20 protein-coding genes and 1 other annotated feature are annotated in these 24046 nt (G+C 50.9%); of the genes, 6 read left to right on the forward strand and 14 right to left on the reverse strand.

From position 1 onward, the window contains the following. Positions 1-93 precede the first annotated feature (93 nt). The gene (cax, locus tag AC0YOA_RS25310) at positions 94-1155 is read left to right on the forward strand and encodes a calcium/proton exchanger (protein ID WP_379113349.1); all 1062 of its coding nucleotides are present in this window, start codon (positions 94-96) and stop codon (positions 1153-1155) included. Between the two features lie 146 nt (positions 1156-1301). Here the strand turns inward: cax and AC0YOA_RS25315 are convergent, their stop codons facing one another. The 5 genes from AC0YOA_RS25315 to AC0YOA_RS25335 form a co-directional block, all read right to left on the reverse strand. Next, a complete protein-coding gene (locus AC0YOA_RS25315; protein WP_188992183.1) occupies positions 1302-1589 on the reverse strand; it encodes an Fpa/YlaN family protein in 288 nt (95 codons plus the stop codon). 136 nt (positions 1590-1725) lie between these two features. Further along, positions 1726-2022 carry an HPr family phosphocarrier protein gene (locus AC0YOA_RS25320; protein ID WP_210040025.1) on the reverse strand — a complete coding sequence of 99 codons (297 nt, stop codon included), beginning with the start codon at positions 2020-2022 and terminating at the stop codon, positions 1726-1728. A gap of 34 nt (positions 2023-2056) precedes the next feature. Continuing rightward, the gene (locus AC0YOA_RS25325; protein ID WP_475788997.1) at positions 2057-3172 is read right to left on the reverse strand and encodes an aminopeptidase; all 1116 of its coding nucleotides are present in this window, start codon (positions 3170-3172) and stop codon (positions 2057-2059) included. A 68-nt stretch (positions 3173-3240) separates the two neighbouring features. After that, positions 3241-3975, reverse strand: coding sequence for a hypothetical protein (locus AC0YOA_RS25330; RefSeq protein WP_475788998.1), 735 nt, complete (start codon positions 3973-3975; stop codon positions 3241-3243). Positions 3976-4124: 149 nt separating this feature from the next. Continuing rightward, entirely contained in the window at positions 4125-6047 is a 1923-nt protein-coding gene (locus AC0YOA_RS25335) for a sensor domain-containing diguanylate cyclase (protein WP_475788999.1), read from the reverse strand. Positions 6048-6416: 369 nt separating this feature from the next. On the opposite strand from AC0YOA_RS25335, the gene rpsD reads away from it, so the two are divergent. Further along, on the forward strand, positions 6417-7016 hold the full coding sequence (gene rpsD / locus AC0YOA_RS25340) for a 30S ribosomal protein S4 (RefSeq protein WP_210039972.1): 600 nt from the start codon (positions 6417-6419) through the stop codon (positions 7014-7016). 143 nt (positions 7017-7159) lie between these two features. Here rpsD and tyrS read toward each other — a convergent pair whose 3' ends face one another. Next, positions 7160-8413, reverse strand: a complete 1254-nt coding sequence (gene tyrS / locus AC0YOA_RS25345) for a tyrosine--tRNA ligase (RefSeq protein WP_475789182.1) — start codon at positions 8411-8413, stop codon at positions 7160-7162. A gap of 52 nt (positions 8414-8465) precedes the next feature. Continuing rightward, positions 8466-8744: a binding site (T-box leader), on the reverse strand. 257 nt (positions 8745-9001) lie between these two features. Between tyrS and AC0YOA_RS25350 the strand changes: the two genes are divergently transcribed. After that, entirely contained in the window at positions 9002-12145 is a 3144-nt protein-coding gene (locus AC0YOA_RS25350) for a transglycosylase domain-containing protein (protein WP_475789000.1), read from the forward strand. Between the two features lie 176 nt (positions 12146-12321). Here the strand turns inward: AC0YOA_RS25350 and acsA are convergent, their stop codons facing one another. After that, positions 12322-14046, reverse strand: coding sequence for an acetate--CoA ligase (acsA, locus tag AC0YOA_RS25355; protein WP_475789001.1), 1725 nt, complete (start codon positions 14044-14046; stop codon positions 12322-12324). A gap of 217 nt (positions 14047-14263) precedes the next feature. Here acsA and AC0YOA_RS25360 point away from each other — a divergent pair, with 217 nt between their 5' ends. Then, complete coding sequence (locus AC0YOA_RS25360; RefSeq protein ID WP_475789002.1) at positions 14264-14896, forward strand: GNAT family N-acetyltransferase; 633 nt, start codon at positions 14264-14266, stop codon at positions 14894-14896. A 25-nt stretch (positions 14897-14921) separates the two neighbouring features. Continuing rightward, a complete protein-coding gene (locus AC0YOA_RS25365) occupies positions 14922-16100 on the forward strand; it encodes an acetoin utilization protein AcuC (protein ID WP_475789003.1) in 1179 nt (392 codons plus the stop codon). A 181-nt stretch (positions 16101-16281) separates the two neighbouring features. On the opposite strand, the gene AC0YOA_RS25370 is transcribed toward AC0YOA_RS25365, so the two are convergent. The 5 genes from AC0YOA_RS25370 to AC0YOA_RS25390 all read right to left on the reverse strand — a co-directional run bounded on the left by AC0YOA_RS25370 (position 16282) and on the right by AC0YOA_RS25390 (position 19667). Further along, entirely contained in the window at positions 16282-16986 is a 705-nt protein-coding gene (locus AC0YOA_RS25370) for a 5'-methylthioadenosine/adenosylhomocysteine nucleosidase (protein WP_475789004.1), read from the reverse strand. After that, a complete protein-coding gene (gene ccpA, locus AC0YOA_RS25375; RefSeq protein WP_210039967.1) occupies positions 16983-17990 on the reverse strand; it encodes a catabolite control protein A in 1008 nt (335 codons plus the stop codon). The genes AC0YOA_RS25370 and ccpA overlap by 4 nt, the downstream gene beginning before the upstream one ends. A 209-nt stretch (positions 17991-18199) precedes the next feature. Continuing rightward, the gene (gene ytxJ, locus AC0YOA_RS25380; protein ID WP_475789005.1) at positions 18200-18592 is read right to left on the reverse strand and encodes a bacillithiol system redox-active protein YtxJ; all 393 of its coding nucleotides are present in this window, start codon (positions 18590-18592) and stop codon (positions 18200-18202) included. A gap of 24 nt (positions 18593-18616) precedes the next feature. Continuing rightward, positions 18617-19030: a hypothetical protein gene (locus AC0YOA_RS25385; RefSeq protein WP_210039966.1), complete on the reverse strand. Its 414-nt coding sequence runs from the start codon at positions 19028-19030 to the stop codon at positions 18617-18619. A gap of 208 nt (positions 19031-19238) precedes the next feature. Further along, positions 19239-19667, reverse strand: coding sequence for a VanZ family protein (locus AC0YOA_RS25390; protein WP_475789006.1), 429 nt, complete (start codon positions 19665-19667; stop codon positions 19239-19241). Between the two features lie 85 nt (positions 19668-19752). Between AC0YOA_RS25390 and AC0YOA_RS25395 the strand changes: the two genes are divergently transcribed. Then, positions 19753-20274, forward strand: coding sequence for a type 1 glutamine amidotransferase domain-containing protein (locus AC0YOA_RS25395; protein ID WP_475789007.1), 522 nt, complete (start codon positions 19753-19755; stop codon positions 20272-20274). Between the two features lie 38 nt (positions 20275-20312). Here the strand turns inward: AC0YOA_RS25395 and ptsP are convergent, their stop codons facing one another. Both ptsP and AC0YOA_RS25405 read right to left on the reverse strand, forming a co-directional pair. Then, positions 20313-22070 (reverse strand): phosphoenolpyruvate--protein phosphotransferase, encoded by a 1758-nt coding sequence (gene ptsP, locus AC0YOA_RS25400; protein WP_210039963.1) that lies wholly within the window; start codon positions 22068-22070, stop codon positions 20313-20315. After that, the gene (locus AC0YOA_RS25405) at positions 22067-23950 is read right to left on the reverse strand and encodes a glucose PTS transporter subunit IIA (RefSeq protein WP_210039962.1); all 1884 of its coding nucleotides are present in this window, start codon (positions 23948-23950) and stop codon (positions 22067-22069) included. Before AC0YOA_RS25405 ends, ptsP begins: the two co-directional genes overlap by 4 nt. Positions 23951-24046: the final 96 nt, after the last annotated feature.

The raw sequence follows: 24046 nt of genomic DNA on the forward strand, positions 1-24046 counted from the left end.
AAGTTTAGATGTCAGTTTACATGTCCAGTATTTTCCGCTATAGTGTTATCAGATTTCCACTTACCCCATCCAAAGACGAGGTGTTCAGGAACGTTGAATCAGAAATTGTTTTTCACAGCATTGATTGGTTTGTTTGTACTTAGCGGCGTCGCTCATTACGCCCATTTCGGAACAATTGCCGAATTTATCATTTCCGCGATTGCCATCTTGTTCGTGGCTGGATTTCTCGGAAAAGCGACCGAAAGCGTGGCCCACTACGCCGGCCAGCGATTAGGCGGATTTCTGAACGCTACCTTCGGAAACGCGGCAGAACTTATTATCGCGATCTTCCTGGTCAAGGAAGGATTATTCGATATGGTGAAAGCCAGCATCACCGGCTCCATCATCGGCAATTTGCTGCTTGTGCTGGGTGCAAGCGTCTTTCTCGGAGGATTGAAATTCAAGGAACAGCGATTCAATGTACAATTGGCCAGCCACAATTCATCGTTGATGATACTGGCTGTTATCGCTCTTGCCATCCCGGCTATCTTTATTTCAAGCGAGCATTTCTCCATCGAGCATAGCCGGACGCTCAGTCTTTCCATCGCCGGACTTCTGATTGTGGCCTATATCCTGTGGCTGGTGTTCTCAATGATCACTCATAAGGACGTACTGGCCGACGTGGAGGAAGCAACGCCGGACCATGGGGAACAACCCGCCTGGTCCAAGCGGACCTCTATTCTCTTCCTCGTGATCGCTACGGTTATGACCGCATTCGTCAGCGAGTGGCTGGTCCACACGCTGGACAGCCTTACTCATAAATTCGGCTTGTCGGAGCTGTTTGTCGGCGCCTTCGTCATCGCCATTGTCGGCAATGCCGCGGAACACAGCGCAGCCGTCATGCTGGCGATGAAGAACAAAATCGGCGCTGCAGTGGAAATTGCCGTGGGCAGCAGCCTGCAGATTGCCTTGTTCGTTGCTCCCGTGCTTATTTTCATCAGCCTGTTATTCGGCAATACGATGGATATCGTATTTACCCCCATTGAATTGGCTGCTATTGCCGTAGCCGTCTTTATTGCCAAATCAATAGCCCAGGACGGGCGGACGAACTGGTATGAAGGATCTCTGTTGATCATCGTATATGTCATACTCGGGTTTGCCTTTTATCTTGTTTAGCGCCAAATCCCTTTGCCGCACACGAAGAAGACGCTCCGCAATGTTGCGGAGCGTCTTCTTCGTGATCCGTTTAAACAAATGGCCTTGATAAGCGGAAAACCGCCGGCAGCTGGATTGAAAACAAAAAAAAACCGCGTTGCCCGCGGCTAAACCTTGTTATTCATAGCTTCATACAGCTGTGCCAAATTGCGCTCAAGCTTGCTGATAATCTCTTTGCCAATCACTTCGGCAACAAGCCCTGCCCGAATAGCAAAATCGATTTCCCTGGAAAAGCCATATATTTGCGTGTCCAATACCTCTTCGTAGAGGGGACATTTTCTCGTGGCCAAGTTTTCCATTTGCACTTCGATCAGCTTCTCAATTTTATAAGCATCTTCCTGAAGGAGATTGATCGCTTTTTGATGTAGATGAATGAGAACATCGGATGAAGACATCGTACTCCCCCTTGTGCGTCTAGCTATCGCCCTTGTTTATCTTTATATTAGACGAAAACGGGACAATGTACAAGGTCAAAACGACAAAAGCGCTCCGCCAATTATTCGGCGAAGCGCTTTCTTTTGATTTGGTTGGCTATTCGGATAGAATCTTGATGTCCAGGCTGTGTTTTGCAAACACTTCTGCCATGGCTGCTTTGGCATCGTCCGCATCCGGACCGTGAACATGAAGTTCATAGGAATGTCCGCCAACCAACGTAGTGAATAGACCGAGAATGCTTTTAACGTCAATATATTTATTTTCGGCTTGTAGTACGATGGACGAACGGAATTTATTCGCCGTCTGTGAGATGTCAACGATTGCTGCATTGTTGGACATGTGAATCCCTCCATTTTTAGTTACATTTGCTATAATTGCTGTAGCTGCATTCATCATAACCCGATTTCGTATCACAGACAAGGGGCTTTTATTTCAAATTTTCGGGATTCAGCGGTTCCAATTCAGGCACGACAAACCTTCCATCCTTGCGAATAAGGCGGTCATCGAAGTATACTTCTCCCCCACCGTACTCGGGACGTTGAATGAGCACCAGGTCCCAATGAACCGCAGAACGGTTGCCATTGTCGGTCTCCTCGTAAGCCTGGCCGGGTGTGAAATGAAGGCTTCCGGCAATTTTCTCATCAAACAACGTATCTTTCATCGGATGTAAAATGTAGGGATTAAAGCCCAGACTAAACTCCCCGATATATCTTGCTCCCTCGTCGGTATCCAGAATTTCATTCAGCTTCACCGTGTCGCTGCTCGTTGCTTTCACAATCTTTCCCTTATCAAAAGTGAAGGAAATGTTCTCGAAAGTCACTCCGGAATAAACGGATGGCGTGTTATATGTAATCGTTCCTTGCACCGAATCGCGCACGGGTGCCGAGTAGACTTCACCATCCGGAATATTGCGCAGACCTGCGCATTTTACCGCTCCGATTCCCTGAATGGAGAACGATAAATCCGTTCCAGGCGCCACCAGTCGGACATGGCTCGTCTCTGTCATCAGCTTCTCCAGCGGATTCATCGCCCTGTCCATTTTGGCATAATCCAGATTGCATACGTCAAAATAAAAATTCTCAAACGCTTCCGTGGGCATATTGGCAAGCTGTGCCATCGAAGCGTTCGGATAACGCAATACTACCCATTTGGTATGTTTTACACGCCGTTCAAGATGTATCGGATGGCGGTACAATTGATCGTACAGGAGCATATTGGCGCTTGGAACATCCGCTAGTTCATTTACATTTTCTCCGGCACGAACCGCGATATAACCATCCATCGCTTCCATGCGCTTCAGATCGAATGAAGCCCACAGCTCCATCTGCTCTTTGGTCGCATTTTTGAGCAGCGCACGCAGAACAGAACGGTCGCTTGTTTCGACAAAAGGACGTCCGCCCCGTTTGGCTACCTCTTCAATTAAACATATCGCGAGCTCGCGCTCCGAACCTATCATGTCGATCAGAATGTTCTCTCCTGGCTGAACATCGACGGAATAGCCGGCCAGATTGGCAGCCAGCGCTTGCAGACGCGGATCACGCATGTAAGTTACCTCCTGTTTCTTTTTCTATAATCCTACCACTTTTTTAGTGACTCTGCACGAGCAGTGGTTCATTTCTGTTTGGCATCGGACAATACCTGAAAGGTAATATCGGAAATTCTAGATTCCTGCCGCTGCTCGCCCTGCGTCTTATAGCGTAATATCGTATGTTCCTGAAGCCGCAAAGGCAGCAAGCGTTTCTTATCCACAATCAGTTTATAGGTGGAACTGACCTGCAGCGTAGACAGCATGTCTTCGAGCAGCCGGCCCGATCGGGTTATTTCGGCCTGCCATTCCTTTTGGAAACTGGCTTGGGCCTCCTCCTTCGTGCTTTGCTGCCGGATCCCGCTTCCCGCCGCAAGCGGCATACTGTTCTGCAGATCCTTGAATTCGCCGCGCAGCTTGGCAGTCCACTTCTCCGCAGCCGCCTTCTCCTCCGTCTTCACCAGCAGCACAGCAGTCGTGTTTCCCGATTCTGCCGGCACGAGTTCTGCAGCGCTTGCAGTGTCCTCAATCTGTTTCAGCAGCTCCAGGGGATGGATGACGTCCTCCGATGCGCCGATATCGCTTGATTTGACTTCCAGCCGTTCATGATCCTTCACTGTGCCTTGAAACGACAACGGTTTTATGACCATCCCGTCCCCTGTTGCAATATTCGTGGTGCCCTTGAACGTATAGTGATCGACGCCGGACAAACCCGATACCGTCAGAGCAAGCAGCTCCTTGGGCGATCTGTCCTCTACAGATGAAGCGCAGCCTGCTGTCACTGTCAAGCAGAGAACCATTATGGCAAAAGATTGTTTCATCCTTTTCTCTCCTCATGCAACAAATTCTTCTTCAAGAATATCCTCTGTTGATAACGCCCACTTTATGCGGCCTGCCGGCGAATAACGCAAAAAAGGGTCAGCTTCGGGCTCTTGCAGCCCTTTGCTCACCCCTACGTTTCATCCTTTGTTCAAGCTCCGACAAACACCCGGTTGCGCCCATTGTTTTTGGCTTCATAAAGCGCCATATCCGCCCGGTAAAAAAGAGATTCCACACTGACCAGATCATCCTCAAAGACCCATTCCGAAAGCCCGCATGACACGGTTACGGAGGGGTCCGTGAGCATCTCCACCCGGCTGCGGATTCTCTCGGCGATCCGGTAAGCCTGCTCGGAACGGATTTGAGGCAGGTAGACCGCCAGTTCTTCGCCGCCCCATCTCGCTGCGATATCGCTTTCCCTGATGCAGGATCGGATCACTTCGCTGACACTGATCAGAATCCGGTCACCGATCTGATGTCCATAAGTGTCATTCACTTTTTTGAAATAATCGATATCGACCAGAACAAGGGAACCGCACTTGTCTTTGCGCTGCCTGGCCTGGATCTGTTCGTTCAAATAATGCCTTGCCCGCAAGCCTGTCAAATTATCGGTAATGACCATCCGCCGCACCTCCGCATGCAGCGAAGCGTTGGTAACAGCCAGGCCGATATGGATGGACAGCACCTGCAGCAGTTTATAGTTATCATATGAAAAGTAATTCGGACTTTTGTGAGTGACCATGATGACCCCGACCACTTCCGTATTGGCCATGATTGGAGCTGCAATCAGCGAGCGCGACCCCGTCCCGTCCATCAGCTTGGACGACACGACCGGCGTACTTTGGTAGTCGGAAATAATAAGCGGCTCCTTGGTCTCGTATACGATACCGCAAAAACCATGTGATGTGGAGTATATTTCGTTTACAGCCGAAGGCAAATTGCTCGCCATCATTTTGAAGACGTTGGTTTCGTTATTCAACTGCAGCACATTGCAGTAGTCCGCTTTGAATATATGCAGAAGCTCGCTCATTGCAAACTGAAAGATTTCTTTCAGATGCAGGGACTGATTGAGCCGCTTCGTCAGCTCGTTGATAAGCTGAAGCTCCCCGATCAGCAGATTGGATTGCTCGAACAGCTTGGCATTCTCAAAAGCCGAGCCAGCCGTATCGCAAAGCATGACAAGCGCCCCAAGATCAGAATCTTCCAAATATTTTTTCTTCATCGTCACACTTAAAACACCGTAGACAGCCTGCTTGCCGCTCATCGGTATCGCCAGCTTGAATAGAGCATCATCCTCATATTCCATGACAGGCTTGCCCTCCAGAAAAGCCTGTGCATAGAGATCGGCTGCGGAATGCCTTAGCATGAGCGGCTTTACGCGAGGGTCGCCATTAACATGATCCTGCGATAAGTACAGATCGACCTCGGCATGCGGGTACAGGTTCTCCACATCCACAAGAAGGACATTCAGCACCGAGGTGACTTCATTCTGGTCATGCAGCCGCTTGGCCGTCTGAAACAGCGTATCCCTTCGAAAAGCTTCCTTCTCGCTTGATTGCTGCCGGATCAATAAATTCTGCACAAACACCTTCTCGAGATGAGAGTAGAAAAGCACGCGAAAATGAAGTGCCGCCGTTTCGAGCAGCGCAGCAAAATTTTGGGCGGGGGAAAGATTGCTTGCGAGCAAAACAGCAAGGCAGTCCTCGTTCTTTTTTTTCAAAAGCGGCACAACCAGAATTCCGCCTCTAATCAGATTCTTTCTTTTTATAGAAGCCTCTTCGGCCAATTGCCGAAGATCATGAGAGATGGATTGATCTGGATTCGCTTGATCCGATGCTGCGATTATTTGTCCATGTGGATCAGTCAGTAAAAGGAAACCGTCCAGAAGCGGAGAACCCGCAGATTCGTTTAACCAGTCCTGAAAGCTGTTCCGAAGCAGGCCCGTCAGAAGCGTTTGGTCCTCTTCATAAATATCCTCGTTCGCAAACCAGAGGGACGGCAGCGGCAATGCTTGTTCATTCCCGGACAAGCGTTCATTTAGAATCGGGTTGTCTGCACGAACAAAGTTCTTCATCAAACAGCATCGCCTCTTCTCTATGTAGCAAGGATCACAACAGGATGGATATGATCTATCATACTTCAATCTCTGAAAATATGCACTACTTTAGTCATAAGGATATAGGACTTTAGGTTCATATTCTGCCATGGTATGTAAGATTTGATTATTTCCTTGATTTTACTTGACTTTAGCCCCTACATTTATATAATATTTATAGTTGAATATATGGGAACGGTTTTGTGTCACCCTCATTGAGGCTGTCTCTGGCAGGACTGCGGCTGAACATGCCTGTCAGGACTTGATCGATTGTCGTTTAAGCGCAGACAGTACTCGGCGAAACACCCATTTTCAAACATCCCATTTGAAGAAGGAGTTTTACGACACATGTCAAGATATACGGGCCCTAAGTTTAAATTAAGCCGCCGCCTCGGCATTTCCTTAAGCGGTACTGGTAAAGAATTGAAACGCGCATTTCCACCGGGACAACACGGTCCAGGTCAACGCAAAAAAATGAGCGGTTATGGCATTCAATTGCAAGAAAAACAAAAACTGCGCCATATGTATGGCATGAATGAAAAGCAGTTCCGCAACCTGTTTGATAAAGCCTCCAAAATGAAAGGTATTTCCGGGGAAAACTTTATGGCCCTTCTTGAGAGCCGTCTGGACAACCTCGTTTACCGTCTTGGATTTGCTAATTCCCGTTCCGGTTCCCGCCAGCTGGTATCACATGGCCACATCACGGTAAACGGCAAGAAAGTGGATATCGCTTCTTTCACTGTTTCCATCGGAGATGTAATCGGACTTCGTGAACGCAGCCGCGGTATCAAATCCGTTAAAGAAGCTTTGGAAGGACGCAATTTCCTTCCTAACTACCTGGAGTTCAATGATACTGCTGTAGAAGGCAAGTACCTTCGCCTTCCAGAACGCGCTGAGCTTCCACAAGAAATCGATGAGAAACAAATCGTCGAGTTCTACAGCCGTTAATCCCAATCAACATGAGAACGGTCCTTCCCGGGCCGTTCTTTTCTTTATGTTTATAAGCATGTTTTCTTCCCCTTCGGAAATTTATACTTGCTTATGACTTTGAAAAAAAGCCTGCCCGGCGTTTACACCAGGTCAGGCCTCTGCTATTGGATCGTAATTCTGGCGAATCTGCGTTTGCCCACTTGAATAACATCACCTTCGGATACCAACACCTCTGCGCCCGGATCATCGATCTTCAGCTCGTTTATCCGGACTGCCCCCTGCTGAACGCTGCGCTTGGCTTCACTGCCCGATGGCTGAAGGCCGAGCGTCGTCAGCAGCTTTACAATTCGGATGCGCCCTTCCTCGAGCTCAGCTGCCGGCAGAACGGCCGTTTCGATATCCTCCGGAAGAGCCCGCTGCTGGAATACCGTAACAAAATGCTGCTGAGCTGCCTCTGCGGCTTCTTCACCGTGATACATACGCACGAATGTGCGGGCTAGCTGCATCTTCACATCCCGCGGATGCCTGGACCCGTTCTCCAGGCCAATGCGCAGCTCTGCAAGCTCCTCATTGCTCATATCTGTAGCAAGCTCATAGAACTTTACCATCCGCTCATCCGGTATGGACATCGATTTGCCGTAAATTTCATTGGGCTCCTCATCGATTCCAATATAATTCCCGAGGCTCTTGCTCATTTTTTGTACGCCGTCCAGACCTTCCAGAAGCGGCATCATAATAGTAGCTTGTGTCGCTTTGCCATACTCCTTCTGCAGTGTGCGACCCATCAGAACATTGAATTTCTGATCGGTTCCGCCTAGCTCGACATCACTCTCAAGGGCAACGGAATCATAGCCCTGCATCAAAGGATAGAAAAATTCATGAATGCTGATCGGCTGGCCTGACTGGTAGCGCTTGGTAAAGTCGTCGCGTTCCAGCATGCGGGCTACCGTTAATTTCGCCGAGAGTGAGACCACCTCTGCAAAATTCATGGGACCCAGCCATTCCGAATTATAATAGACCGTGGTGCGCTCAGGATCCAGAAGCTTGAAAATCTGCTTCTTGTAGGTTTCCGCGTTTCGCTTGACATCATCCTCGCTGAGCTGCTTGCGCGTCTCCGACTTGCCTGTAGGATCTCCGATCCGCCCCGTAAAATCGCCGATAATCAGCTGCACCTCATGCCCCAGCTGCTGGAATTGACGCAGCTTGTGAAGCACGACGGTGTGTCCGATATGAATATCAGGCGCGGAAGGATCAAGGCCGAGCTTCACCTTCAGCGATTTTCCCGTTGCTACCGCATGAATCACTTTTGCTTTTAATTCATCCTCGGGTACAATTTCAACTACTCCCCGCCGGATCACGTCCATTTGACGCTCCACTTCCTGCTTCTGCCCGTCTGTCAATTCATCCCATTTCACCATGCCGATTCACTCCTACAAAAAATTTTGAACACAAAAAAACCCTTTCGTCGCAAGGGACGAGAAGGATTTGCTCGCGGTACCACCCTCATTAGAGCTGCATGATCCGAAGTATTTAATCAGGATGCATGCTCAAACAGCTCTCACTTCATTTCATAACGGATATCATCCGGAAGCAGACTACTGAATGTCCCCTTCATAAAGGAACGAAAGTTCGTCCGATCAGCTCGAGGTGGTAATTCACGCTGCGGCGCGTACCGGTTCACACCTGCCACCGGCTCTCTGGTTATCGTCAATTCGCAGCCCTACTGCAACCTGTCAATGCTGTTCTGATATGATCTTTTTTTTAAAACCAGGGAATGAAACCAGCCTTGCCGCCAAGAATGGCGAAAGCCGTTTCTTCTTGATTCCCGTTATATCATACACATTGACTATAGTCAACGGACGGCTTGTAACCATACTCCTGTATTCAAGGGGGCTTTCATCCTAAACTTGCCTGGGAGCTGACAAAATACAGCATTGTAACTGCACGCTGCTGGGGATTTATGCTATAATATTTCTGTTAATCGGAGGAGGAGTTATGTACATATGAATCAAGACCAAGGGCAGAACAAGAATGGACACAGCAAATGGCGGACATTCGGAATTGTGACCCTCATTACCGTCAAATGGTTGTTCATATTCGGCTTGTTGATCGGCTTGTTCGCAGGAGGCATCGCCTCCGGCTATGTCGCATCGTTCGTCAAGGACGAACCGATCCGTTCACGCGCCGAAATAGAAGAGAAAATCGACGAGAATGCTACTACAGGCTTCGTATACTTCAATGACGGCACACCTGTCGGTCAGCTTCGTACCGAAGAAGACCGTCGAATTGTAACCCGGGCGGAAATACCCGATCAGGTGGTTAATGCCGTATTGGCAACAGAGGATAATAATTTTTACAATCATATCGGTATCGACGTCAACGGCCTGGGACGCGCCGTCAAGCAGAAGCTGCTAAATGAAGACACACAAACAGGCGGCAGTACATTGACACAGCAGCTGGCCCGTCAAGTCTTTCTTACACTGGATAAGACGGATAGCCGAAAAGCGAAGGAAATCTTTCTCTCCCTGCGGCTCGAGCGCTTTCTGACCAAGGACGAAATTTTAACCGCCTATTTGAACAAGGTTCAATTCGGCACAGGCAACAGCGGCTATAATCTTTATGGAATCCAGGCTGCGGCCAAAGGTATTTTTAATATTGTCGATTTGAAACAGCTGAATATCGCACAGTCGGCCTACCTGGCTGGATTGCCGCAGCGCCCCTCCGCATATGCGGCTTTCACAAGCAAAGGAAAATTCGACGAAGGCGGCTTCAAGCTTGCCGTGGAGCGGCAGCATAATGTGCTCAAATATATGCTGGAAACCGGACGCATCACCTCGGATGAATATAATGAAGCATTGGCTTTCGACTTGCGTTCATCGCTTGCCAAGCCAACAGAAAAGGCTTACTCCACGTTCCCTTATTTGATGCTCGAAGCGGAACGCCAGGCTGCAGAGGTTCTGCTGATGCAGAAGGACCCGAGCCTGACACAGACCGATGTCCGCAAGAAGGAAAATGCCCCGGCGCTGGAAGAGTCTCGAAGCCAGCTGCTCCGCGGAGGTTACCGCATTTATACGACGATTGACAAGCGAGTATACAATTTGATGCACCAAATCAGCAATGATCCCGATAATTTCACGCCGGACAGCAAAGAAAAAGGCATGGAGCAAATCGCCGCCGTCATGATCAATCACAAAACAGGGGCAATCACGAGCATGATCGAGGGCCGCGATTTCTATACGGAGCAGATGAATCATGCCACACAGATGACCCGCCAGCCCGGTTCCACCATGAAACCGATCTCTGCCTACTTGCCAGCTATTGAAAAAGGGCTGGTCCAGCCCGGCAGCATTATTGATGATGCTCCTATGGTGCTGAAGGATGGGCAGAAAGGCTTTCATATCCCGATGGACTCCAACAAGCGGTTTGCCGGTCTGGTTACAGCCAGGGAAGCCCTGAACCGCTCCATGAATCTGCCGGCGCTCAAAGTTTTCAATGAGATGGTGACGATTCCGGAGGCGTGGAAATTCACGCGCAAGCTGGGCATAACCTCCATTAAGCCTGAAGATGATTATGCGCAGACAGGAGTAATCGGCGGACTAAGCGTCGGCGTATCCGTAGAGGAATTGACGAATGCTTACGGCAGCATTCCGAATAACGGGGTGTTCAATGACGCATACATGATCAGTAAAATTACCGATGACAAGGGCAATATTATTTATGAGCACAAGAATCAGCCCACTCGCGTGTTCTCGGAGCAAACTGCATTTCTGATGACCGATATGCTGCGGACTGTTATCTCTGATCCCAGCGGTACGGGACATTCCGTTGCTTCCAACTTTACCGGCTATGGCAAAATTCCAGTTGCCGGCAAAACGGGCTCGACCCAGGATTACGGAGATGTCTGGTTTATGGGCTTCACGCCTGATGTCACGCTTGGCGTCTGGGCGGGATATGAGGAGCAGGTCCATACCCTGTCCAAGGATGGGCGGGCACGGGCCAGATCCATCTGGACCCTGATCATGAATTCGGTCACCAAGGACAGGCCTGACCTGTTCCCCACGGAGGCATTCAAGAAGCCATCCGGCATTGTTAAAGCGACCGTATCCAGCGTAAGCGGAAAGCTGCCTACCGATCTGACCAGACAGGCAGGAAAATTGGTCACCGACTATTTCAACCAAAAATATTTGCCAAAAGAATCGGATGATGCCCTGGTTAATATGGCCTATATCACATTCAATGGCGTTAACTATGTACCGCAGCCATCGACGCCTTCGGACATGGTCAGCGAACAGCTTGTCATCAAACGCCAGAAGCCGCTTGATGAGCTCATGTCTGAGATTTCAGCGGCGCAGGCGAAGCTGCCGGCAAGCAGCAGACGTTCCATGAGTTCTTATCTACCGGCGGATGCGGGTAAAGATGCCCCATCCAAGGTGGATCCACGGGTTGAGGACGGCCGCGCGCCAACTCCGCCTGCTAATGTCCGGCTGCAGCCTATTCCGGGGAAAAGCTCCAATCAAATATCGTTCAGCAAATCGCCGGAAGCAGACGTCGTCGGCTATCGTCTGTACCGGTCTCTCAATGAAGAGCCTTATAAAATTGCAGGAGCACCTGTGTTGGCCGGCGCAGACACCGAATTTACCAATTCGATTACGCCAAGTCTGTCTTACCGTTATTACATTACTGCTGTTGACGTAGGAGGACATGAATCGGCACCAAGTGCAATTGTGGGCTCCAATAATTCGATGGTTCCGCCGATTCAACCACCGTCAATACCAGGCACTGGGGATGAGGGTGCAGGCACGCCTGTCAATCAATCTGAAGGAACATCACAGGGCGATGCCGTCACGATCGACCAAGGGAACACGGGCCAAAATCTAGTGACGCCTCCATCCGCACCTGCCGGCATTAAAGGGGAAGTTACCGATATCGGCATCAAGCTGACATGGGAAACGAATACGGCTGCCGAGAACGTAACTTCGTACAATGTCTATTACAGCACCGACCAGAGCGGAAAGTTCACCAGACTCGGTTCAACCGCTGAAGCCAGGTTCGAATATCTGTCCACAATCACAAGTGGTTATTTCCGGGTTACTGCGGTCAATGAATCAGGCGAATCCGCATCTTCGTACACCGTTCAGCTGAAATAACAATGGAAACCAGGCTTTGCCGTCCTCTGGCGTTGAAGCCTGGTTGCTTCACAACGTTGCCCTGGTGAACGCTCAGCAAAAAGCCCGCCCCTCTGCATAACGGCAGAGGGGCGGGCTTTTTGTGTAGAAGCAATGAATACTATAAGGATAATGGCTTGCTGCTTACTAAATGTCGGTTAATCCTCGATGGTCGACAAATCGCCTGTCGGCAGATTTAATTCCCAGGCCTTCAGTACACGCCGCATGATTTTACCGCTGCGGGTCTTGGGCAGCTTGTCTTTGAATTCGATTTCGCGCGGTGCAGCATGCGCAGAGAGTCCTTCCTTGACGAAGCGGGAGATATCCGCCTTCAGCTCTTCCGAAGGCTCATAGCCCTCACGGAGCGCCACAAACGCCTTGATTATTTCGCCGCGCATGGGATCAGGCTTGCCGATTACGCCGGCTTCGGCAACTGCCGGATGCTCAACCAGCTTGCTCTCCACCTCGAAGGGACCAACACGCTCTCCCGCCGTATTGATGACATCATCGATTCGGCCCTGAAACCAGAAGTACCCGTCCTCGTCTTTATAAGCGGAATCACCGGAAATATACCAGCCGGGAATTCGGAAGTATTCTTCGTACTTGGCCGGATTATTCCAGACCTTGCGCATCATGGATGGCCAAGGCGTGCGTATCGCAAGATTGCCCATCCGGTACGGCGGCAGCTCATTGCCGCTGTCGTCAATGATGGATGCCTGTACGCCTGGCAGCGGGCGCCCCATTGAGCCTGGCTTGATGTCCATGCTTGGATAATTGCAAATCAGCTGCGCGCCTGTCTCCGTCATCCACCACGTATCATGAATACGTTGATTATAGACCTTCACTCCCCATCGGACCACCTCAGGGTTCAAGGGCTCGCCCACGCTGAGTACATGTCTGAGGCTCGACAGATCGAATTCCTTCACGACATCGTCGCCTGCGCCCATGAGCATACGGAAAGCCGTTGGCGCACTGTACCATACCGTTACTTTATATTTCTCGATTGTTTTATACCAGTCCTGCGGGCTGAACCGTCCGCCGCGGATAACATTGGTTGCCCCGTTCAGCCATGGCGCGAATATCCCGTATGAGGTTCCGGTGACCCATCCCGGATCGGCAGTACACCAGTAAATGTCATCCGGCTGCAGATCCAGAACCACGCGTCCGGTGAAATAATGCTGTATCATTGCGTTTTGGGCATGAAATACGCCCTTCGGCTTGCCTGTGGAGCCTGACGTATAATGAATCAGAAGCCCGTCTTCCCGATCGAGCCATTCAATCTCCACTGTGTCGGATGCCTTAGCCATTTCTTTCTTGTAATCAACAACGATCCCGCTTGCTTCCACGTCTTCGCCATACACGATAATATGCTTCAAATCCGGCAATTCTGCACGAGGAATCCGTGAGAGCAGCGCTGGTGTGGTGACGATAGCTGTCGCGCTGCTGTCCTGCAGCCGGTCCTTGACAGCGGTCTCCATGAAGGCTTCAAACAGCGGCCCAACAACAGCTCCTACCTTAAGCGAGCCGAGCAGGCTGAAGTACAGCTCAGGTGTGCGCGGCATGAAAATAAATACCCGCTCACCCTTCTGGATGCCCAATCTGCGAAGCACATTCGCAAAGCGGTTCGACTGTTTGGACATTTGTTCAAAGGTGTAGGATTCGTCCCGAGCGTTATCGCTATAATAGAGGGCGGTTTTCCCGCCGAGACCTTGTTCAAGATGACGGTCAATCGCTTCAAATGCCATGTTCACTTTGCCGGTTTCATTCCAGGAAAATTGCTTTTCAATCTGATCGAAGCTGAACTGCTTTGCCATTTCGTCATAATTTGTCATGTTGGAGCCGGAAGCCGTTGCGGGTATCCGTTCTTGATGCATATCTAACATAATTATCATCCTCCTGCCCATTGTAAAACTATTCTGCCAAAAAGAAGCGGCTGACGCCATCCTGTTGCGGCTGAGTTAGGGTGAAAAACATACAAAAACCGCCTCGGAAGCAGAATACGCTTTCATATTATAACATAGGCTCCAATGGTTCAACCATCCTTTTCATCACACTGATTATTTGTTATAAGTAAAGGTGATCCCGAAAGGAGCATGACTGTTGGAACATCGCAAAATAATGCAGGTTCGGCGCCTGGCCTGCCAGGACCGGGAGCTTGTGATTGAAGGGCCGATCCCTGCAGATATTCTGTCAGGATATGTCCTCCACCCCGACTTGGATGCTTTTCGCAGGCCGATCGAGCAGCATAAGGCATTGGTCGAAATTGCTGAACTTACGGAAGGGCGGATTATCGCCGTCAGAGACGCGGAAACGATCGTTGGCTATGTCACCTTTCATTTCCCGGACGAGCTGGAGCGCTGGTCGGAAGGCGGAATGGACGATCTGATCGAGCTCGGAGCGATTGAAGTGGCAAACAGTTATCGGGGCTTGGGCCTCGGGAAACGATTGATCGAGACAGCTTTTGCAGAAGAGCAGCTGGAGAACGCTATAGTCTATACAACCGAATATTATTGGCATTGGGATCTTGAAAACACGGGTCTGAACGTATGGGATTATCGTGCGATGATGGAAAGGCTGATGAAGTCCGTAGGGATGATCTGGTTTGCGACAGATGATCCGGAAATTTGCTCGCACCCCGCCAATTGCCTGATGGTTCGCATCGGCAGGGAAGTTCCCCTCTCCTCGGTCGAGCAATTCGACCGTGTCCGTTTTCGCCAGAGATTCATGTACTAGTCAGACAGAAAGGAGATGAAGTCCGATGACGGCCAACGCCGTATTTATCCATCATCCGGGCGCGTCCCGGTATAAGTTCAATGAACAGCATCCCTTTAATCCTCAGCGGCTTGCTCTGGCTATCGATCTGCTGCAGGAAGTGAATGCGCTGCAGGCACAGGATATCGTCGCCGCCTCGCCGGCATCGGAAGATATTCTCGCGCTCGTTCACCGCAGCGACTATATTGAAGCTGTGAAGCAGCTCAGCCTTGATCCGCCGCCGGAGCAGTGGGTGCGGCAAGCAAAGCTTTACGGTCTGCAGACCGAGGACACCCCTTTTTTCCCCGGCATGCATGAAGCAGCCTCGGCCATTGTCGGCGGATCCGTACTCGCAGCCGACCTCGTGATGTCCGGGCAAACGTTACATGCGTATCACATGGCCGGCGGACTGCATCATGCGTTTCCCGACCATGGGTCCGGATTTTGTGTTTATAATGATGCTTCTATCGCGATAGCCCATATCAGAAAGCATTATGGCGTACGGGTGCTCTACATTGATACTGATGTCCATCATGGCGACGGTGTTCAGTGGACCTTTTATAATGAATCCGAAGTGTGCACGTATTCTATTCACGAGACCGGCAAATTTCTTTTTCCCGGAACGGGTTTTGTCCATGAACGGGGTGCGGAGCATGGCTATGGCGCCAACTTCAATGTCCCGGTAGATCCGTATACGGAAGACGATTCCTGGCTGGAGAGCTTCACGGCCTCGATCCGCAAGGTGGCGGCCGCCTTCAAGCCTGATATTATTGTCAGCCAGCACGGCTGCGACGCACATGCCTTTGATCCGCTGTCGCATACCCACTGCAGCATGCGCATTTATCAGGAGATGCCTGCCATTATTCATGCGCTTGCCCATCAATATGCGGAAGGACGCTGGGTAGCTGTCGGAGGGGGCGGATATGATATTTGGCGCGTTGTACCGCGTGCCTGGGCGCTTGTATGGCTGGAGATGATTAATCACCCCATCTCTGCTGCTCTCGCTGAGAAGCACAGCGACGTACCTCTCCCGGCCTCTTGGCTGAACCGTTATTCCAAGGAGAGTCCGGAGCCGCTGCCGACGCATTGGATGGATGATACAAGGAGCTGGCCGCCGATGCCGCGCCGTTCCGAAATCGAATCCTCCAACCGCCGGACCAGTGAAATTGTCGTGCAGGACTTATAGCTGCGTAAAACAATCCACCACCATAAACCAATAAAAGGCAATCCGGCAAGCTCCGCTTCTGCGGCGGGCTGCCGAATTGCCTTTTTGAAACTTATTGAGTATATCTGTTCATACCTGAAAATTATAATTTGTTCTGTGGAGAAACCATGCTTCAGCCCCCACAGGACAGCGGAACTGCTTCTTACATATTCCGGAGCATCTCATCTATGATCCGGTGGGAGTTAACAGAAGCTTCCACAGTGAAGTCCGCAAAATTAACATGGGCCGATCCGTCAGCCTTGTCCGACATGGAACGAATCACAACGAATGGCACGCCATTCATCCCGCAGACCTGCGCAAGCGATGCCCCTTCCATCTCCGTGCATGCACCGCCAAGCTCCTCATGCAGCTCGCGAACCGCTTCACGGGATGCAATAAACTGGTCGCCTGAAAGCACTTTGCCTTTCATGCTGCGTCCCGGAAAGAGACTTTCACAGGCGCTGGCAGCCAGCTCGATAAGTGAAGCATCCGCCACCCACTCCGAAGTTTCCTGAAACGGGATTTGTCCGCGGGCGAAGCCAAGTGGTCTGCAGTCCATATCATGCTGGACGCAAGAGGTCGAGACGACGATATCCCCGATATTCAGACCGGGATCCAGTGCGCCGGCTACGCCGGTAAATAAAACACAATCCACACCTGCGTCAATGAGCAGCTGGGTACAAACAGCGGCGTTTACCTTGCCGACTCCCGATTTGCAAAAAACAACATCATGTCCGTGCAGCTTCCCTTCAACATAGGTGATGCCCGCTTTGTCGAAGGAGCCGGTTCTCTCGACATGCTTGTGCAGCAGTTCGATTTCCTCCACCATAGCCCCGATAATACCGATCTTCAAAACCTTCTTGGTCATTTCCGGCTACCCACCGATTGACGCGTAATCACTTCATGCGGAAGAACGACGCGGGCTTGCTCCACCGATTCCTTCTTCATCAGCTTGGTCAACAGACGCATCGACACAGCGCCGATATCATACATAGGCTGTGCGACAGCCGTCAGCTGCGGACGAACCATGGAAGCCATGCGGCTGTTGTCCACACTGATGACGGATATATCATCCGGAACTTTAAGCCCTGAATCCTGGATGCAGTGGATAGCGCCGATAGCCATCTCGTCAGTTGCAGAGAATACGGCTGTTGGCAGCTCGGAGAGCTCCAGGAAATATTTCATTGCTTCAACGCCGGATTCGTAACGGTAATTTCCGGTACGCACCAGATTCTCGTCATAGGAAATTCCCGCCGCTTCCAGCGCACGCTTGTATCCTTGAAACCTTGCATAGCCATTGGATGGATCCTGCAAAGTCCCGCTGATCATCGCGATTCGTGTGTGCCCCTGTTTGATTAAAGTATCCACGGCGTCATAAGCCGCAGACTCATGATCGATATCAACAGAAGGAATGGAGCCATTCTCATCCGTTGTGGCGCAGAGCACGACAGGCACATTGGAGGTTTTGAAAGCCTGCAGATGCTCGTCCGTCACAGCGCCGCCCATAAACAGAAGACCGTCAACCTGCTTCTCCAGCAGCGTGTTGATAACGCGGATCTCCTTGTCCTTCTTCTTATCGGCGTTGCACAAAATAATATTATAGTGGTACATATTCGCAATATCCTCTATACCCCGTGCGACCTCTGCAAAAATTGCGTTGGAAATGTCAGGAATGACAACGCCGACTGTCGTCGTTTTTTTGCTGGCCAAACCACGGGCTACTGCGTTTGGACGATAGCCCAGACGCTCGATCGCTTCGAATACCTTTTTGCGTGTTTGAGGCTTCACATTGGGATTGTTGTTCACGACCCGTGAAACCGTGGCCATGGATACGCCTGCTTCTCGTGCTACATCATAAATGGTTACCGTCAAGGTCCTTCTCTCCATTAGTTCAAATTTTTGTAACGATAGTTTTCCTTACATCTTCTCTATCGTTCTAGGGAAGAAACCTGCTTTTGCCCGCAAAGAGGCGTCTGCCGCAACTGAACCCTTATCCGGCTCAAGGTTCTTGAGCTTGGCAAATGCGGTTTCTTCTTCAAATATCGCGCCGTCTTACTTTATCGTAATGATACGACAAAATATTACTTTTCGCAATGATTCCCAAGATGATCATCTAATGTCGAATAGGTTATGCCCCAATGGGAAGCATGCCAGGAAACCATTCCGTTCTCAATAAGAAGCGCTTGGGGGGATTCATGCTTGATCCCTGCCTGCTCGGCAATCGCCCCGGAAAGCTCCTGATGATCCACAACCTCAACCAGAAAACAGGGCGGAGAAAACTCTCCTGCATCCTCCAGCCATGCGGTTAATTCGTCATAGGCACCCGTACTTACGGAGCAGCGGCTGCTGTGCTTGAAAACAAGCAGCGGCTTAACCCTGGAGGCAGACAGCACTTCATTCCATTGCTGAACGGTTTTGAGAGATGTGATTCGCTCCAGCAGGCAGCCCCCCCTTATATCTGACCTTAAGATCATTATGAATATAAATAATACCTATGTTTAGAATGTGGGGGTTTTCCGGCTTAACTGGGTGAGCCGTTTATGTATATCCGCGATCCAGACTTCATCTTCAGCCGCTTTGGCGACGGCATACAAATCAAGAAGCGTATTGATCCGGTTCTCCGTACGCTGCCTGATCGCCTCGGAATCGGACAGCTTGCGGTCATGATAGGCTTCTACTAATAAATCTGCCCATTCATTCCACTCGTTAAACAAGTAGGTTTGTTTATCCGGTTCAGTTCCCAATTTCCCGATCAGCCCGGTCAGGTCCGGTTTGACCTCTGGAAATACTTCGCTGCGGCTGCATGCAGGGCATGAGTATATCGGTACATTGTCAATTTCCACTTTACCAGAGTAAATAACAGTGCGCAGCTTGATAAGCATGACGTCGCCGCAAGGACACCGTTTCTGCAAAATCGTCCACTCCTTCTCACGGCATTTGCCGTCGTTTAAGAAGAAACAGCCTGCCTTTGGGCGGCGCACATTTCTTCCCGTCGAAAGTACCGGAATATGCCAAAACAGCAGGCATATGATTTTCCGCCATTTCGATAAGAGTATTCGACTACTTTTGCTGAAAGTCCTGCTTAAACGGCAGATGTAATTTTTGCATAACCGCCCTGCTTCAGGATGTGATCTTCCGCCATCTCCTGCGAACAGCGGGTATGGCAGTAACCGCCATTGCAAGGGCGCCGCCGATACAATCATTGCGGATGTCCTGCAGATCGGGTGTGCGTCCGCCGACAAAAGACTGATGATATTCATCGGTCAATCCATACAAGCCGCAAAGAGCCACGATCAGGATCTTCATGCCCCAGCTGTCCGCACGTGCTCCGAATCCGTAATCAAATGCAAGCGCGAGTACGAAATATGCCATGAAATGCCCCCAATCAAAGCTGGACATCGCCGGAAACAGCTTTTGAAACCACGGCAGAAAACGATTGATCTCGTCACCGGTCCGGGAGGAAAGAAGAAATATAGCCGCCATGACCGCAAGCGCCGGAATCGCATACAGGAGACTGCGCCGCTTTTTGGCATGAAGAGTTTGCTTCATGGGATCACCTTCGATACAATATTGCTGATAGACTGCAAGAAGCAAGCCTGACAGTTTCATAATGTTGACGTTAAGGAGGATTACAATGACGCTGCAAGGTAAAACCATTATTTGTTTATTGGACGATGAATTCGAAGATTTGGAGCTCTGGTATCCCGTTTATCGCGTACGCGAAGAAGGGGCAGCCGTTCTGTTCGCCGGGCCGGAGAAGAACCGCACTCATATTGGCAAATACGGCGTGCCGGCTAAAGCCGATCTGTCATTTGACGAAGTAGACAGCTCGCAGATTGATGGCCTGCTCGTTCCCGGCGGATGGGCGCCGGACAAGCTGAGACGCTATCCGCAGGTGCTTCAGCTGGTCAAGGATATGGATGCCGCGGCCAAACCGATCGGTCAGATCTGCCATGCCGGCTGGGTGCTTATTTCCGCAAAGATACTCAGCGGGCGCAAGGTCACATCTACGCCTGGAATACGCGATGATATGGAAAATGCCGGCGCTGTCTGGATTGATGAGCCAGTGGTCGTCGACGGCAATCTGATTTCCTCGCGGAGACCGCCAGATTTGCCTCCGTATGCCAAGGCTTTCGTGGATGCATTCAAGGGATAAGGTCATCCCCTCCAGCTAAACAGCAGCCGTGATAACTGCTACCGGGTGGTCATCGAACCCTGATTCCCGCCGCTTTGCTGCATGCTCTGGAAAGATGCCAGCATTTCATGGATGCTCCGACTCGTCCGGCAGGTTAATATTTCACTGAACAATGAACGGCTGTCCTGCTGCGTCAGGGAAAGCAGCCGTTCTTTAATGGGCAGTATGGCATGCGGCGACATGCTGAGCTCATCCACATCCAGGGCGAGCCAAATCGGAAGTGCCTTCAAATCCCCCGCCATTTCTCCGCACACACCGATATGAATACCGGCTTGCTTGGCTGCCTCCACAGTGAATTTCAACATCCTCAGCACAGCTGGATGATACGGCTCATACAGATGCGAGATTTGATCGTTCATCCGGTCGACGGCCAGCGTAAACTGAACAAGATCGTTGGTTCCTATACTGAAGAAATCCACCTCTTTCGCAAGCAAATCGGCTATCATCACGGCAGCCGGAAGCTCAATCATGATCCCCACTTCAATATCCCCGTCATAAGCATGTCCTTCTTCCACAAGCTCGCGCTTCGCATCCGAGAGCAGCGAATTCGCCGTCTGAACCTCTTCGACCGATGAAATCAGCGGATACATGATTTTCACTTTACCAAAGGCGCTTGCGCGCAAAATGGCCCTCAGCTGAGTTTTGAATAGCTCCGGTTTGTCCAGGCATATCCGGATCGCCCGATAACCCAGAAACGGATTCTCCTCCTCCGGAAGCTCAAAATAATCAAGCTGCTTATCCCCGCCGATATCCAATGTGCGAATAATCAAAGGCCGCCCGGCCAGCTTTTCCGCGACGCTCCGGTAAACTTCAAACTGTTCTTCCTCCATAGGCAGCCGGCTCCTGTCCATGTAGAGAAATTCCGTTCGGAACAGCCCAACGCCGCTCGTACCGCTGGCAAGCGCAATATCCAGCTCCTTGAGCGAGCTGATGTTGGCACCAAGCTCTATCTCCTTGCCATCCTGGGTAACCGGCTGAAAGCTGACGATGCCTTTAAGCCGCTGGCTGGCTTCCTGCTGCTGCTTCTGCTGCTGGGCGTAACGGTCGATCAGATGAGCCTCGGGGTCCAGATGAACAACTCCGGTGTCTCCATCAATGATAAGCATATCTCCGGTTTGAATGGCATCTTCAATCTTCGTATCCAGTCCGACAACCAGCGGGATGCCAAGCGCTCTGGCCATAATGGAGGAATGGGAGGTCGTGCTGCCAACAAGCGTAGCGATACCGAGCACATGGTTGGGATTCAAATGAGCCAGCTGTGAAGGCGAAAGTTCTTTGGCCACGAGTATGAAGGGTTGCGTATCGGACGGCAGTGTAATCTCCGGAGCGCCAAGCAGATGCTTGAGCAGCCGGTTGCCGACATCCTTGATATCCAAAGCCCGCTCCTTCATATATTCATCATCAAGCAGATCGAACATTGTGACAAAGTGGTCAATCGCCTCTTTTACCGCAACTTCGGCCGCCTTGTACTGCCGCTGGATGATGCCCTGAATCTCGTTCATAAAAACGGGATCCTCCAGAATGGCCAGATGGGCGTCGAAAATATAGCTTTCCTCCGTACCCACAACTTCGCGAAGCTCATCCTTCATTTGCTCGATTTCCACTTTCGAGGTACGGATGCCCTCGTATAGCCGCTCGAACTCACGAGCCAGATCCGCCACGTCGATTTTTTGCTCCGGCAAATCCCACTCCCAGTTCGGCAGAACAAATGATTTGCCGATTGCAATGCCTGATGATGCGCCAATTCCTTGAATCATGTCGTATCCCCCCCACTGCTTCTCTCTTTCAGAACGACTGACATTACAGATGCTTGCCCCCGTTTAACGCTCTTGAACGGAGCAAAACTCCATGAACGAACACGATCGGAATTCGTGATCACCATCGGTGTCGCCAGGGATTTGCCTTCCTTGCGGATTTGCTGCAGATCAAACGTGATAAGCAGCTGGCCCGGCTTCACCTGGTCGCCTTCCTTGACGATCGCATGGAATCCTTTGCCTTTGAGCTGTGAGGTGTCAATGCCGATATGCAGCAGCACATCCAGCCCCTCTGGCGTTCGAATACCGATTGCGTGCATGGATGGGTAAACATGGATGACCTTGCCCTTCACCGGAGAAACAAGCTCGCCTTTGTCCGGTATAAAAGCCACCCCGTCACCGACAAGCTTGCCCGCAAATATCGGATCGGGCACCTCGGTCAGGGGAATCATCCTCCCCTGCAGAGGCGAGCTGAACAGCACTCGTGTAATGTCCCGGCGGATTACCTTGTCCATCTCTTCCCGGATAAGCTCGGAATAGGTGCCGAAGACGATTTGCACATTGCCTCCGCCCAGCCGGATCACGCCGGCAGCGCCTAAATGCTTCAGCGCGTTATTGTCCACCAGCCGGTCGCTGGCGACCTTTAGTCGAAGACGGGTAATGCAGGCTTCCATTTGCAGTATATTTTCTTTGCCCCCGATCGCTTGCAGAATAAGCGGCGCCCGGTAAGGGATATCGCCTGCCCACTCATCGAGCTGGGAGCCTTCCTCGCGGCCGGGAGTCGGAATACGGAAGCGCCGTATCGCCCACCGGAACAGAAAATAATATAGAAGTCCAAAGACGATGCCGATTGGGATAAGCAGCCAGCCTCTCGTCGCAAGATGCTCATTAATCAGAAAATCAATGGCCCCTGCCGAGAAGGAGAATCCATGTAAAATGCCCAGCTCGTAGGTGAACCACATCATCAGGCCGGAAAGCAGCGCATGCACCACAAATAAATACGGCGCGACGAACAGAAAGGCAAACTCGATCGGCTCGGTTACCCCGGTCAGAAAAGACGAAAGCGCCGCGATCATAAAGGTTTTGCGGATCTTCGGCTTTAAATCCTCCCGCGCCTCGTGAATGATCGCGAAGGCAATGGCAGGCAGCGCAAACATCATCGTGGGATACAGCCCCGCCATAAAGGCTCCTGCGGTCGGGTCACCGGCAAAAAAGCGCGGCAGATCGCCGAACAGGACGGAGCCGTCGCTCTGCTGGTAGCCCCCTACTTGGAACCAGAATACATGACTGACCAGGTGATGGAGGCCAAAAACAACCGTAATCCGCAGTACAAAACCGAAAAGAAAAACGCCGAATCCCCCGCCAGAAGATACGATATCACCGAGTACCATTAACCCTTCGTGCACACTTGGCGCAAGACGCACCATGACGATGGCCAGTATCGCTGAGAAGAAGCTTACAGCCAGCGGCACAAATCGAGGTCCGCCAAAAAACTGGATGTATTCCGGAAATTTGATCGATTTGAACCGTTCGTTGAAGATGCTCGTAACCACGCCAATAATGACTCCGGTAAATACAGTCGGCTCCAGCTCGTAATGACTGGCATTTATGATGCCCGTATAAATAAACATGCCTGCCAATGCTGCAAGGCCTGCAGCACCTGCATTGCTGGTCATGCCCATCGCCACACCGAACGCAAATAAATAGGGCAGAAAAGTGAATAACGCTTCACCCGCCATATGTAAATGGGACTGCATGCCTGGAAGTCCCAACGCGTCCCAAGGCAATGCACTGAGGCTGAGGAATACAGCCGCTCCCGGGAGCACGATGGTCGGCAGCATTAAAGATCGTCCAAGCTGCTGCAGGTGCCCCATTATGTTCATCCGTGAAACCCTCCCCTTTTTGTCGCCTATGCCGTATAGAATTTTTCTCTATTGATCGTAAGCGTTTGGCTCTGCTTTGTCAAAAAAAAACGGCGG

Source organism: Paenibacillus sp. JT22N12 (assembly GCF_056269365.1).